The sequence below is a fragment of the Pseudomonas sp. LAMO17WK12:I5 genome, from assembly GCF_900215165.1.
Classification (GTDB): domain Bacteria; phylum Pseudomonadota; class Gammaproteobacteria; order Pseudomonadales; family Pseudomonadaceae; genus Aquipseudomonas; species Aquipseudomonas putida_A.
Map to the genome: position 1 here is coordinate 176,975 of NZ_OBDS01000002.1, position 12,751 is coordinate 189,725.

The following is a 12,751-nucleotide window of genomic DNA, read 5'->3' on the forward strand; positions in this document are numbered from 1 at the left end:
CTTTCCTTCTATAGGGCTGGGAGCGTTCTTGGGATCAGGCCGAGACGCGCGGGATGGTGTCGTCGGCGCGCAGGGTGAAGATCTCGTAGCCGGTGTCGGTCACCAGCAGGGTGTGTTCCCACTGCGCCGAGAGTTTGCGGTCCTTGGTGATCGCGGTCCAGCCGTCGCCCAGTACCTTGGTGTCGGCCTTGCCCTGGTTGATCATCGGTTCGATGGTGAAGGTCATGCCGGCCTTCAGTTCCATGCCGGTGCCGGCGCGACCGTAATGCAGGATCTGCGGCTCTTCGTGGAACACCTTGCCGATGCCGTGGCCGCAGAACTCGCGAACCACCGAGAAACCGTTCTTTTCCGCGTGCTTCTGGATGATTTCACCGATGTCGCCGAGACGGCAGCCAGGTTTGACGATTTCGATCGCCTTGTACATGCATTCCTGGGTGACCTGCGACAGGCGTTCGGCCCAGACCGGCACTTCGCCAACGTGGAACATACGGCTGGTGTCGCCGTGGTAGCCGTCCTTGATCACGGTGACGTCGATGTTCAGCGTGTCACCATTCTTCAGCGGCTTGTCATTCGGGATGCCGTGGCAGACCACGTGATTGATCGATGTGCAGATCGACTTCGGGTAGCCCTTGTAGTTGAGCGGGGCAGGGATGGCCTGCTGCACGTTGACGATGTAGTCGTGGCAGATCTGGTTCAGTTGATCGGTGGTCACGCCCGGTTTGACGTGTTCGGCAATCATTTCCAGCACATCGGCGGCCAGTTTGCCGGCGACACGCATGCCAGCGATGTCCTCGGGGGTTTTGAGGTTGACGGTCATACAGGCTCTCTCTGCGCTCGGCGGCGCTTGCTGATACGGATAGGGTGGCAGGTGTGGGATTTGCGACCCTGAAAAACGCGATTCTACCAGACGAAAGGCGCAAATCCGCGCCTGCGTGCATCGCGTCTGTCTATACAATGGTGCGCTTGAAGGCGATTCCAAGGGGGCTGCGCCCATGTCCCTGGTGCGATTGCAGATTCCGGGTTCCGTTTCTGTGCACCCTGTGGTATAAAATGCGCCGCTTTCCGGGGATACCCCGAAAAGCTTAAATCCACACACGTGTCGACACGATGACCTGGGTGCTTTTGGCTTTATGCCACTGGTTGGTCATTGGGATACGTGGAGGCCAAACCCGACTTATTAAGGAACTATCATGTCCCAAGTCAACATGCGCGATATGCTGAAGGCCGGTGTGCACTTCGGTCACCAAACCCGTTACTGGAATCCGAAAATGGGTAAGTACATTTTCGGCGCGCGTAACAAGATTCACATCATCAACCTTGAAAAAACCCTGCCAATGTTCAACGAAGCTCTGACTTTCGTAGAGCGTCTGGCCCAGGGCAAAAACAAGATTCTGTTCGTCGGCACCAAGCGTTCCGCTGGCAAGATCGTTGCTGAAGAAGCAGCACGTTGCGGTTCGCCGTACGTCGATCACCGCTGGTTGGGCGGCATGCTGACCAACTTCAAAACCATTCGTGCTTCCATCAAGCGTCTGCGTGACCTTGAAGTTCAAGCCGAAGACGGTACCTTCGCCAAGCTGACCAAGAAAGAAGCGCTGATGCGCTCCCGTGACCTGGAAAAGCTGGATCGTTCGCTGGGCGGCATCAAGGACATGGGCGGTCTGCCAGACGCACTGTTCGTGATCGACGTTGACCACGAGCGCATCGCGATCACCGAAGCCAACAAGCTGGGCATCCCGGTCATCGGCGTTGTCGATACCAACAGCAGCCCGGAAGGCGTTGACTACATCATCCCAGGCAACGATGACGCAATCCGCGCTATCCAGCTGTACATGGGTTCGATGGCTGACGCAGTGATCCGTGGTCGCAACAATGTTGCTGGCGGCACTGTTGAATTCGCAGCTGAAGAAACTCAGGCTGCAGCTGAGTAATCGACGCCCTGGCGTTGACTCAGTAAGCAAAAAGGGGGCTTGGCCCCCTTTTTGCCACCTCGAAAACCGTTTGTTGGCGCCCACTTGTGGCAGCGCACCTCCTGCATTTGTAACGTGCAGCAGCTACAAGGTGTTTCGGGAAGAATTGAACGCCCGTTCGATCGGGTGGAATGGTTGAAAACCTATCCAAGAGGAATTTGAAAATGGCAGCAATTACTGCAGCGTTGGTTAAAGAACTGCGCGAGCGTACCGGCGAAGGCATGATGGACTGCAAGAAAGCCCTGGAAAAGGCTGACGGCGACATCGAAAAAGCCATTGATGACATGCGTGCTTCGGGCGCGATCAAGGCTGCGAAAAAGGCTGGCAACGTTGCCGCTGAAGGCGCAATCGCAATCAAGGACGACGGTAAAGCTGCCGTTATCCTGGAAGTGAACTCGCAGACCGACTTCCTGGCTCTGCAAGACGACTTCAAAAACTTCGTCGCTGCCAGCGTTGAAAAAGCTTTCGCTGACAAGCTGACCGACGCTGCTCCGCTGATCGCTTCGCAAGAAGCTGCTCGCGAAGCACTGGTTGCCAAAGTAGGCGAGAACGTCAACATCCGTCGTCTGGCCCGTATCGAAGGTGACGTTGTCGGTTCTTACCTGCACGGCAACAAGATCGGCGTGGTTGTGGCTCTGAAAGGCGGTGACGTCGAGCTGGCCAAAGACATCGCGATGCACGTAGCTGCCAGCAACCCTGAGTTCCTGCTGCCTTCGCAAGTTTCGGCTGAAGCGATCGAGCGTGAAAAAGCTGTGTTCCTGCAGCTGAACGAAGAGAAGATCAAAGGCAAGCCAGAAAACATTGTTGAGAACATGGTTAAAGGCCGTATCAGCAAGTTCCTGGCAGAAGCAAGCCTGGTTGAGCAGGCGTTCGTCAAGAACCCTGAAATCAAGGTTGGCGAGCTGGCCAAGAAAGGCGGCGCAGAAATCGTTTCCTTCACCTACTTCAAAGTAGGCGAAGGCATCGAGAAGCCGGTCGACAACTTCGCTGAAGAAGTTGCTGCCCAGCTGGCTGCCGCCAAGCAATAAGACGGTTTTTCAACTGTCGCCCGAAAGAGGCTGCCCGCTCACGCGCGCAGCCTCTTTTCAGATGGGGTTACCATTTTTTAATTGGTTTCCACTGGGAACTGACTTACAAAGCCAGGTTCCGATGGCGCTGAAGCAGCGCCAAGCTAGAGTGAACGGCAGCTGTAAAACAGCTTGCACAGAATTTTTTAAATACGCCGCAGGAGAGATTCGCAATGGCTCAGCAGGGCAGTGGTTATCAGGCTCGCTATAAACGCATTCTACTCAAGCTTAGCGGCGAGGCCCTGATGGGCTCGGAAGAGTTCGGGATCGATCCAAAAGTGCTGGATCGGATGGCGCTGGAAGTCGGCCAACTGGTCGGCATCGGCGTACAGGTCGGTCTGGTGATCGGCGGTGGCAACCTGTTCCGTGGCGAGGCCTTGAGCAAGGCTGGCATGGATCGGGTGACAGGCGACCACATGGGCATGCTGGCCACTGTGATGAACGCCCTGGCCATGCGCGATGCGCTGGAACGTGCCAATATCTCAGCCATCGTGATGTCGGCCATTTCCATGGTTGGCGTGACCGATCACTATGATCGCCGCAAAGCCATGCGCCACCTGAACTCCAAGGACGTGGTGATCTTCGCGGCCGGTACCGGCAATCCGTTCTTTACCACGGATTCGGCAGCCTGCCTGCGTGCCATCGAAATCGATGCCGACGTCGTGCTGAAAGCGACCAAGGTTGATGGCGTTTACACCGCAGACCCGTTCAAAGACCCGCATGCCGAGAAGTTCGATCATCTGACTTATGATGAAGTGCTGGATCGCAAGCTGGGCGTGATGGATCTGACTGCTATCTGCCTGTGCCGCGATCACAAGATGCCGCTGCGCGTATTCAACATGAACAAGCCCGGCGCCCTGCTGAACATTGTGCACGGCGGCGCTGAAGGGACTTTGATCGAGGAAGGCCAACAATGATCAACGAAATCAAGAAAGACGCCCAAGCGCGTATGCAGAAATCCCTGGAATCTCTGAACCACGCGTTCGGCCAGATTCGTACCGGCAAGGCTCACCCGAGCATCCTCGGCAGCGTCATGGTGCCTTACTACGGCACTGACACCCCGCTGAGCAGCGTGGCCAACGTCACCGTGAAAGATTCGCGTACCCTGCAAGTCGTGGCCTTCGAGCGCAACATGCTCGCTGCCGTCGACAAGGCGATCCAGAGCGCCGGTCTGAACCTCAATCCGACCAACCTGGGTGAGTTGCTTTTGATCCCGATGCCTGCCCTCACCGAGGAAACGCGCAAGGGCTTCACCAAGCAGGCTCGTAGCGCAGCGGAAGATGCGCGCGTTGCCGTGCGCAACATTCGTCGTGACGCATTGGGTGAGCTTAAAAAGCTGGTCAAGGACAAGGAAATCAGTGAAGACGAAGAGCGTCGTGCCACCGCTGATATCGACAAGCTGACCAAAGACTTCGAGGCCCAGATCACCAAGGCCACGGACGAGAAAGAAAAAGACCTGATGGCCGTATAAGGGTCGAGTTTTAAATGGACAAGACCAAGCAGTCTGCGCCGTCCGCGGTGCCGCGCCATGTCGCGATCATCATGGATGGCAATAATCGCTGGGCGAAAAAACGCTTTATGCCGGGTGTCGCCGGGCATAAGGCCGGCGTGGATGCTGTGCGGGCGGTAATCGAGGTGTGCGCCGAGGCCAAGGTCGAAGTGCTCACCCTGTTCGCCTTTTCCAGTGAAAACTGGCAGCGCCCGGCCGATGAAGTCAGCGCCTTGATGGATCTGTTCTTCAAGGCGCTGCGTCGTGAGGCCAAGCGTCTGAACGACAACAACATCAGCTTGCGCATCATCGGCGATCGCTCGCGTTTCCATCCTGAGCTTCAGGCAGCGATGCGCGAAGCGGAAGCCATGACCGCCGGTGCCAACCGTTTCATCCTGCAGATCGCCGCCAATTACGGCGGTCAGTGGGATATTGCCCAGGCGGCGCAGCGTCTGGCGCGTGAAGTTCAGGCCGGGCATCTGCGTCCGGAAGACATCACACCGGATCTGCTGCAAACCTGTCTGGCCACCGGCGACCTGCCGTTGCCGGACCTGTGCATCCGCACCGGTGGCGAGCACCGCATCAGCAACTTCCTGCTGTGGCAACTGGCGTATGCCGAGTTGTACTTCTCCGACCTGTTCTGGCCGGACTTCAAACACGAAGCCATGCGCACCGCGCTGGCCGATTTCGCTTCGCGCCAGCGTCGCTTCGGTAAAACGAGCGAACAGGTCGAAGCTGGAGCCCGGGTTTAATGCTTAAACAACGAATCATCACTGCGCTGATCCTGCTGCCGATCGCTTTGTGCGGGTTTTTCCTGCTCGAAGGCTCCGGTTTTGCGCTGTTCATCGGTCTGGTCGTAAGCCTGGGCGCCTGGGAATGGGCACGCCTGGCGGGCTTTACCGCACAGTCGTTCCGTGTCGGCTTTGCCGCTGTCGTCGCGCTGATGCTGTTCGTCATGTACGTCCTGCCGGGCCTCGCCCCTTGGGTGTTGGGCGCTTCGGTGTTGTGGTGGGCGGTGGCGACGTACCTGGTGCTGACGTACCCGCGTTCGAGCGAGCACTGGTCCACGGCGGCCACCAAACTGGTGATCGGCTTGCTGATCCTGTTGCCGGCCTGGCAAGGGCTGGTGCAGATCAAACAGTACCCGCTGGGTAACTGGCTGATCATGGCGGTGATGGTGCTGGTCTGGGGGGCCGACATCGGTGCCTATTTCTCCGGCCGTGCTTTCGGCAAGCGCAAGCTGGCGCCGCAAGTCAGCCCGGGTAAGAGCTGGGAAGGCGTTTATGGTGGTCTGGCGCTGAGTCTGGTGATCACCGCGATCGTCGGCCTGGTGCGTGACTGGACCGTGGCCGAACTGCTCAAGGGCCTGATCGGCGCTGCATTGATCGTATTCATTTCGGTGGTGGGCGACCTCACCGAAAGCATGTTCAAGCGCCAGTCCGGCATCAAGGACAGCAGCAACCTGCTGCCCGGTCATGGCGGTGTGCTTGATCGCATCGACAGCCTGACCGCTGCGATCCCGATTTTCGCTGTATTGCTGTGGATGGCTGCACCGTGAGCCGCCCGCAACAGATCACTGTTCTGGGGGCTACCGGTTCGATTGGCCTGAGCACCCTCGACGTTATCGCTCGGCATCCCGAGCGTTATCAGGTTTTCGCCCTGAGCGGTTTCACGCGCCTGAGCGAGTTGCTCGCCTTGTGCGTTCGCCATGTGCCGCAATTCGCGGTAGTGCCTGAAGTGGCGGCGGCGCGTGGTCTGCAGGACGACTTGCGGGCTGCCGGTCTGCCCACTCGCGTGTTGGTGGGGGAGGAGGGCCTGTGCCAGGTCGCTTCCGCGCCTGAAGTGGATGCCGTGATGGCGGCCATCGTCGGTGCGGCAGGCTTGCGCCCGACGCTGGCGGCGGTGGAAGCTGGCAAGAAAATCCTGCTGGCCAATAAAGAGGCGCTGGTGATGTCCGGCGCGCTGTTCATGCAGGCGGTGCACAAGAGCGGTTCGGTGCTGCTGCCGATCGACAGCGAGCACAACGCGATCTTCCAGTGCATGCCGCAGGATTTCGCCCGTGGGCTGGGCGCCGTCGGTGTAAGAAGGATTCTGCTCACGGCTTCGGGCGGGCCTTTCCGGCAGACACCGTTGAGCGAGCTGGTGCATGTTTCGCCTGATCAGGCGTGTGCGCACCCGAACTGGTCGATGGGACGCAAGATCTCGGTGGACTCGGCCAGCATGATGAACAAGGGCCTGGAGTTGATCGAGGCCTGCTGGCTGTTCGATGCCAAGCCGTCGCAGGTCGAGGTGGTGATCCATCCGCAGAGTGTGATTCACTCGCTGGTCGACTATGTGGATGGCTCGGTATTGGCGCAGTTGGGCAACCCTGACATGCGCACGCCGATTGCCAACGCATTGGCCTGGCCTGAGCGAATCGACTCGGGTGTGGCACCGCTGGATCTGTTTGCCGTTGCGCGCCTGGATTTCGAGGCACCGGACGAGCAGCGCTTCCCCTGCCTGCGCCTGGCGCGACAGGCGGCGGAAACCGGCAACAGCGCACCGGCCATGCTCAATGCGGCCAACGAAGTGGCAGTCGCGGCGTTTCTTGACGGACGCGTTGGCTATCTGGAAATCGCGAGTATTATCGAGGACGTGCTGAACCTCGAGCCAGTGGTTGCGCTTGAGGATCTGGATGCGGTGTTTACCGCAGACGCGAAAGCGCGGATTCTGGCGGAACAATGGCTTGATCGTCACGGCCGATAGCCGTTGCAGAACCATGGCGTCACGCGGCACTGAACAGGATTGCGGAGAAAGTAGATGAGCGCGCTCTATATGATTGCCGGCACCCTGATCGCTTTGGGTGTACTGGTCACCTTTCACGAATTCGGCCACTTCTGGGTCGCGCGTCGCTGTGGCGTCAAGGTTCTGCGTTTTTCCGTTGGCTTCGGCATGCCGTTGTTGCGCTGGCACGACAAGCAGGGCACCGAATTTGTCGTCGCCGCGATTCCGCTGGGTGGCTACGTCAAAATGCTCGATGAGCGTGAGGGCGAAGTACCGGCCGATCAGCTTCATCAATCCTTCAATCGCAAATCGGTTCGCCAGCGCATCGCCATTGTCGCGGCGGGACCGATCGCCAACTTCCTGCTGGCCCTGGTGTTTTTCTGGGTGCTGGCGATGCTCGGCAGTGAGCAGATCCGTCCGGTCATCGGTGCGGTCGAGTCCGGCAGCATCGCGGCCAAGGCCGGTTTGAATGCCGGTCAGGAGATCGTCGCCATCGATGGCGAGCCGACTTCCGGCTGGGCGGCCGTCAATTTGCAGCTGGTCCGTCGTCTTGGGGAAAGCGGTTCCCTGCAATTGCTCGTGCGCGAGCAGGGCTCTACCGCTGACACGCCGCGCGAACTGGCGCTGGATCACTGGCTCAAAGGCGCCGATGAGCCCGATCCGATTCGCTCGCTGGGTATTCGCCCATGGCGCCCGGCGTTGCCGCCGGTGCTGGCCGAGCTCGATCCAAAAGGTCCGGCGCAGGCCGCTGGTCTGAAAACCGGCGACCGCCTGTTGTCGCTCGATGGCCAGGCGCTGAGTGACTGGCAGCAAGTGGTTGATACCGTTCGTACGCGTCCTGATACCAAAATCTTGCTGCGCGTCGAGCGCGACGGTGCTCAAATCGACGTCCCGGTGACCTTGGCTGCGCGTGGCGAAAGCAAGGCGCCGAGCGGTTATCTGGGTGCTGGCGTGAAAGCAGTGGACTGGCCGCCGGAAATGATCCGCGAGGTCAGTTATGGCCCGTTGGCCGCGATTGGCGAGGGTGCCCGGCGTACCTGGACCATGAGCATCCTGACGCTGGACTCACTGAAGAAAATGCTGTTTGGCGAGCTCTCGGTAAAAAACTTGAGTGGGCCGATAACCATTGCTAAAGTGGCGGGCGCTTCTGCCCAGTCGGGCGTTGCTGATTTCCTGAATTTCCTTGCTTATCTGAGTATTAGCCTGGGGGTTCTGAATTTGCTGCCCATTCCTGTACTGGATGGGGGGCATTTGTTGTTTTATCTGATTGAGTGGGTGCGTGGTCGCCCCTTGTCGGATCGGGTGCAAGGTTGGGGGGTGCAGATCGGTATCAGTTTGGTGGTCGGAGTGATGTTGCTTGCTCTGGTCAATGATCTGAGTCGACTGTAAAGCTTCGCTGAATTGCGAATCTGCCGCATTTTGCGGCAGTTTGTTTATTGCCAGTTGGAATAAGAAAGGACTTCATGAAACGTCTGCTGCTAACTGCGGTTCTCACCGTATTGATGATCGCCGAAGTTCACGCCGAGTCCTTCACTATCTCTGATATTCGCGTCAATGGCCTCCAGCGGGTCTCCGCGGGTAGCGTCTTTGGTGCCTTGCCGTTGAACGTCGGCGAGCAGGCGGATGATCGTCGCCTGGTGGAATCCACTCGTGCGTTGTTCAAAACCGGTTTCTTTCAAGATATCCAGCTGGGCCGCGAAGGCAACGTTCTGGTGATCACGGTCGTCGAACGTCCGTCGGTCGCCAGTATCGAGATCGAAGGCAACAAGGCGATCTCCACCGAAGACCTGATGAAGGGCCTCAAGCAGTCCGGTCTGTCCGAAGGTGAAATCTTCCAGCGCGCCACCCTCGAAGGTGTCCGTAACGAGCTGCAACGTCAGTACGTTGCCCAAGGCCGTTACTCGGCGACCGTCGACACCGAAGTGGTCTCGCAGCCGCGCAACCGCGTCGCGCTGAAAGTGAAGATCAACGAAGGCACCGTGGCGGCCATCCAGCACATCAACGTGGTGGGTAACACGGTCTTCCCTGATGACGATCTGATCGACCTGTTCGAGCTGAAAACCACCAACTGGCTGTCGTTCTTCAAGAACGACGACAAGTACGCCCGTGAAAAACTCTCCGGTGACCTGGAGCGCCTGCGTTCCTACTACCTGGACCGTGGCTACATCAACATGGATATCGCTTCGACCCAGGTGTCCATCACCCCGGACAAGAAGCACGTCTACATCACCGTCAACATCACCGAAGGCGAGAAGTACACCGTTCGTGACGTCAAGCTCAGCGGTGACCTGAAAGTGCCTGAAGACCAGGTCAAGTCGCTGTTGCTGGTGCAGAAAGGCCAGGTGTTCTCGCGCAAGCTGATGACCACCACCTCCGAACTGATCACCCGCCGTCTGGGTAACGAGGGTTACACCTTCGCCAACGTCAACGGCGTACCTCAGCCGCATGACGACGATCACACTGTGGACATCCTGTTCGCCGTCGATCCGGGCAAACGTGCCTACGTCAATCGCATCAACTTCCGCGGCAACACCAAGTCCGAGGACGAAGTGCTGCGTCGTGAAATGCGTCAGATGGAAGGTGGCTGGGCTTCGACCTACCTGATCGACCAGTCCAAGACCCGTCTGGAGCGTCTGGGCTTCTTCAAGGAAGTGAACGTTGAAACGCCGGCTGTACCGGGTGTCGACGACCAGGTTGACGTGAACTACGCCGTTGAAGAACAAGCTTCCGGTTCGATCACTGCCAGTGTCGGTTTCGCGCAGAGTGCCGGTCTGATCCTCGGTGGTTCGATCACCCAGAACAACTTCCTCGGTACCGGTAACCGTGTGAGCGTGGGCCTTACTCGCAGCGAATACCAGAGTCGCTACAACTTCGGCTACGTTGACCCCTACTGGACCGCCGATGGCGTGAGCCTGGGTTACAACGCGTTCTATCGCACCACCGACTACAAAGACCTCGACGTCGACGTAGCGAGCTATGCGGTAGACAGCCTGGGTGCCGGCGTCAACGTTGGCTACCCGATCAGCGAGACTTCGCGTCTGACCTTCGGTCTGTCCGCTCAGCAGGACAAGATCAAGACCGGTCAATACACCGTTGACGAGATTTTCGACTTCGTTAACAAGGAAGGCGACAACTACCTGAACTTCAAGGCTTCGGCCGGCTGGTCCGAGTCGACCCTGAACAAGGGCGTGCTGCCGACCCGTGGCCGTTCGCAGAGCCTGACGCTGGAAACCACGATCCCGGGCAGCGACCTGTCGTTCTACAAACTCGACTACCGTGGTCAGTTGTTCCAGCCGATCACCGAAAACTACACCCTGCGTCTGCACACCGAACTGGGTTATGGCGACGGTTATGGTTCGACCGACGGCTTGCCGTTCTATGAAAACTACTATGCTGGTGGTTTCAACTCGGTACGTGGCTTCAAGGACAGTACGCTGGGTCCTCGCAGTACCCCGAGTCGCGGTTTCGACAAGACTGGTAATGTTGGCACTATCGCCGACCCGGATCAGGATCCACTGCCGTTCGGTGGCAACGTATTGATTCAGGGTGGTGTTGAAGTCCTGTTCCCGCTGCCGTTCGTGAAAGATCAACGCTCCCTGCGCACCTCGGTATTCTGGGATGTGGGTAACGTGTTCGATTCGACTTGCAAGTCGACCAGCAACGCTGACGGTACAAAAGCCAACACTCAGTGCAACGACATCAGCCTGAGCAACATGGCCAGTTCCGTCGGTGTGGGCGTGACGTGGGTAACCGCACTGGGGCCTTTGAGCTTCGCGTTGGCCATGCCGATCAAGAAACCGGATGACGCTGAAACTCAAGTGTTCCAATTCTCCCTCGGCCAGACGTTCTAAGCGTCTGACCCAAGATAACGACAATGGATTTTGTAGGAGTGCATCGTGCGTAAGTTGACTCAATTGGTTCTCCTGGCCTCCGTACTGGTGGCAGGCCCGGCGTTCGCCGACATGAAAATCGCCGTTCTGAACTATCAGATGGCATTGCTGGAATCCGATGCGGCCAAGAAATACGCCGTGGATGCCGAGAAGAAGTTCGGTCCGCAACTGACCAAGCTCAAGACGCTGGAAAGCAGCGCCAAGGGCATTCAGGACCGTCTGATGGCCGGTGGCGACAAGATGCAGCAGGGCGAGCGTGAGCGTCTGGAGCTTGAATTCAAGCAAAAGGCCCGTGACTTCCAGTTCCAGTCCAAGGAACTGAACGAAGCCAAGGCAGTTGCCGACCGCGAAATGCTCAAGCAACTGAAGCCGAAACTGGATAGCGCAGTGGAAGAAGTCATCAAAAAAGGTGGTTTTGACCTGGTGTTCGAGCGTGGCGCAGTGATCGATGTCAAACCTCAGTACGACATCACGCGCCAGGTTATCGAGCGCATGAATCAGCTGAAGTAACCCATGACCGTGACTATCAAGCTCGGCCAGTTGGCCGAGTTCCTCGGCGCCACCCTGCGTGGCGACCCCGAGACGCAAATTACTGGGCTAGCCACCTTGCAGGAGGCTGGCCCAGCTCAGTTGAGCTTTCTGGCAAATCCTCAATACCGTAAATACCTGGCAAGTTCCCAGGCGGCTGCGCTATTGCTCAAGGAAGCCGACGCCGAAGGTTTTGCCGGTAACGCGCTGGTGGTGCCGGATCCTTATCTGGCTTACGCCCGTATCTCCCATCTGTTCGATCCCAAACCGAAAGCCACTGCGGGTGTTCATCCCACGGCGGTGATTGCACCGGATGCGGTGGTTGATCCAAGCGCCAGCATCGGTCCGTTTGTGGTGATCGAGGCCGGTGCGCGCATCGGTGCGCAGGTCACCCTGGGCGCCCATTGCGTCATCGGTGCCCGCAGTGAAATCGGCGAGGGCGGCTGGCTCGCTCCTCGGGTGACGCTGTACCACGACGTGCGCATCGGCAAGCGTGTAGTGATCCAGTCCGGTGCCGTTCTCGGTGGTGAAGGCTTCGGTTTTGCCAACGAGAAAGGTATCTGGCAAAAGATCGCCCAGATCGGCGGCGTGACCATCGGCGACGATGTCGAGATCGGCGTGAACACTGCCATCGACCGTGGCGCGCTGGCGGATACCGTGATCGGCAACGGCGTGAAACTCGACAACCAGATCCAGATCGCGCACAACGTCCAGGTCGGTGATCACACCGCCATGGCGGCCTGTGTCGGTATCTCCGGCAGCACCAAAATCGGCAAGCACTGCATGCTCGCCGGTGGTGTCGGCCTGGTGGGGCACATCGATATTTGCGACAACGTTTTCTTGACCGGGATGACCATGGTGACCCACTCGATTACCGAGCCAGGCGCCTATTCTTCCGGCACAGCCATGCAACCGGCGGCCGAATGGCGCAAAAGCGCGGCCCGCATCCGTCAGCTCGATGACCTCGCGCGACGTTTGAAGCAACTGGAAAAGCGCGTCGGGGAAGTGACCCCCGGCAGCAATGCTTCATCTGATGGCTGATACCAT

The 12,751-nt window shown here is 58.5% G+C and carries 12 protein-coding genes; 11 read left to right on the plus strand and 1 reads right to left on the minus strand.

Translation table 11 applies throughout. From position 1 onward, the window contains the following. Positions 1-34 precede the first annotated feature (34 nt). Positions 35-817, minus strand: a complete 783-nt coding sequence (gene map / locus CRO59_RS03560; RefSeq protein WP_007964271.1) for a type I methionyl aminopeptidase — start codon at positions 815-817, stop codon at positions 35-37. A 373-nt stretch (positions 818-1,190) separates the two neighbouring features. Here map and rpsB point away from each other — a divergent pair, with 373 nt between their 5' ends. The 11 genes from rpsB to lpxD all read left to right on the plus strand — a co-directional run bounded on the left by rpsB (position 1,191) and on the right by lpxD (position 12,745). Continuing rightward, positions 1,191-1,928: a 30S ribosomal protein S2 gene (gene rpsB / locus CRO59_RS03565; RefSeq protein ID WP_003222119.1), complete on the plus strand. Its 738-nt coding sequence runs from the start codon at positions 1,191-1,193 to the stop codon at positions 1,926-1,928. A 203-nt stretch (positions 1,929-2,131) separates the two neighbouring features. Further along, positions 2,132-2,995: a translation elongation factor Ts gene (gene tsf, locus CRO59_RS03570; protein WP_027611027.1), complete on the plus strand. Its 864-nt coding sequence runs from the start codon at positions 2,132-2,134 to the stop codon at positions 2,993-2,995. Positions 2,996-3,207: 212 nt separating this feature from the next. Continuing rightward, positions 3,208-3,951, plus strand: a complete 744-nt coding sequence (pyrH, locus tag CRO59_RS03575) for a UMP kinase (protein WP_003222124.1) — start codon at positions 3,208-3,210, stop codon at positions 3,949-3,951. Next, complete coding sequence (gene frr / locus CRO59_RS03580; protein WP_027611028.1) at positions 3,948-4,505, plus strand: ribosome recycling factor; 558 nt, start codon at positions 3,948-3,950, stop codon at positions 4,503-4,505. Before pyrH ends, frr begins: the two co-directional genes overlap by 4 nt. 14 nt (positions 4,506-4,519) lie before the next feature. Then, a complete protein-coding gene (uppS, locus tag CRO59_RS03585; protein ID WP_003222128.1) occupies positions 4,520-5,275 on the plus strand; it encodes a polyprenyl diphosphate synthase in 756 nt (251 codons plus the stop codon). Further along, a complete protein-coding gene (locus CRO59_RS03590) occupies positions 5,275-6,081 on the plus strand; it encodes a phosphatidate cytidylyltransferase (RefSeq protein ID WP_007964272.1) in 807 nt (268 codons plus the stop codon). Before uppS ends, CRO59_RS03590 begins: the two co-directional genes overlap by 1 nt. After that, positions 6,078-7,268, plus strand: a complete 1,191-nt coding sequence (ispC, locus tag CRO59_RS03595) for a 1-deoxy-D-xylulose-5-phosphate reductoisomerase (protein ID WP_097086443.1) — start codon at positions 6,078-6,080, stop codon at positions 7,266-7,268. Before CRO59_RS03590 ends, ispC begins: the two co-directional genes overlap by 4 nt. Positions 7,269-7,322: 54 nt before the next feature. Further along, positions 7,323-8,675 carry a sigma E protease regulator RseP gene (rseP, locus tag CRO59_RS03600; RefSeq protein ID WP_097086445.1) on the plus strand — a complete coding sequence of 451 codons (1,353 nt, stop codon included), beginning with the start codon at positions 7,323-7,325 and terminating at the stop codon, positions 8,673-8,675. A 74-nt stretch (positions 8,676-8,749) separates the two neighbouring features. Beyond that, positions 8,750-11,137: an outer membrane protein assembly factor BamA gene (gene bamA / locus CRO59_RS03605; protein WP_027611032.1), complete on the plus strand. Its 2,388-nt coding sequence runs from the start codon at positions 8,750-8,752 to the stop codon at positions 11,135-11,137. A 45-nt stretch (positions 11,138-11,182) separates the two neighbouring features. Then, entirely contained in the window at positions 11,183-11,686 is a 504-nt protein-coding gene (locus CRO59_RS03610) for an OmpH family outer membrane protein (protein WP_003222140.1), read from the plus strand. Between the two features lie 3 nt (positions 11,687-11,689). Further along, the gene (lpxD, locus tag CRO59_RS03615; RefSeq protein WP_096795835.1) at positions 11,690-12,745 is read left to right on the plus strand and encodes a UDP-3-O-(3-hydroxymyristoyl)glucosamine N-acyltransferase; all 1,056 of its coding nucleotides are present in this window, start codon (positions 11,690-11,692) and stop codon (positions 12,743-12,745) included. Positions 12,746-12,751: the final 6 nt, after the last annotated feature.

What these genes read in the sequence shown, in the direction of transcription:
- map (WP_007964271.1), bottom strand. Translation starts at nt 817, where the DNA reads ATGACCGTCAACCTCAAAACCCCCGAGGACATCGCTGGCATGCGTGTC.
- rpsB (WP_003222119.1), top strand. Translation starts at nt 1,191, where the DNA reads ATGTCCCAAGTCAACATGCGCGATATGCTGAAGGCCGGTGTGCACTTC.
- tsf (WP_027611027.1), top strand. Translation starts at nt 2,132, where the DNA reads ATGGCAGCAATTACTGCAGCGTTGGTTAAAGAACTGCGCGAGCGTACC.
- pyrH (WP_003222124.1), top strand. Translation starts at nt 3,208, where the DNA reads ATGGCTCAGCAGGGCAGTGGTTATCAGGCTCGCTATAAACGCATTCTA.
- frr (WP_027611028.1), top strand. Translation starts at nt 3,948, where the DNA reads ATGATCAACGAAATCAAGAAAGACGCCCAAGCGCGTATGCAGAAATCC.
- uppS (WP_003222128.1), top strand. Translation starts at nt 4,520, where the DNA reads ATGGACAAGACCAAGCAGTCTGCGCCGTCCGCGGTGCCGCGCCATGTC.
- CRO59_RS03590 (WP_007964272.1), top strand. Translation starts at nt 5,275, where the DNA reads ATGCTTAAACAACGAATCATCACTGCGCTGATCCTGCTGCCGATCGCT.
- rseP (WP_097086445.1), top strand. Translation starts at nt 7,323, where the DNA reads ATGAGCGCGCTCTATATGATTGCCGGCACCCTGATCGCTTTGGGTGTA.
- bamA (WP_027611032.1), top strand. Translation starts at nt 8,750, where the DNA reads ATGAAACGTCTGCTGCTAACTGCGGTTCTCACCGTATTGATGATCGCC.
- lpxD (WP_096795835.1), top strand. Translation starts at nt 11,690, where the DNA reads ATGACCGTGACTATCAAGCTCGGCCAGTTGGCCGAGTTCCTCGGCGCC.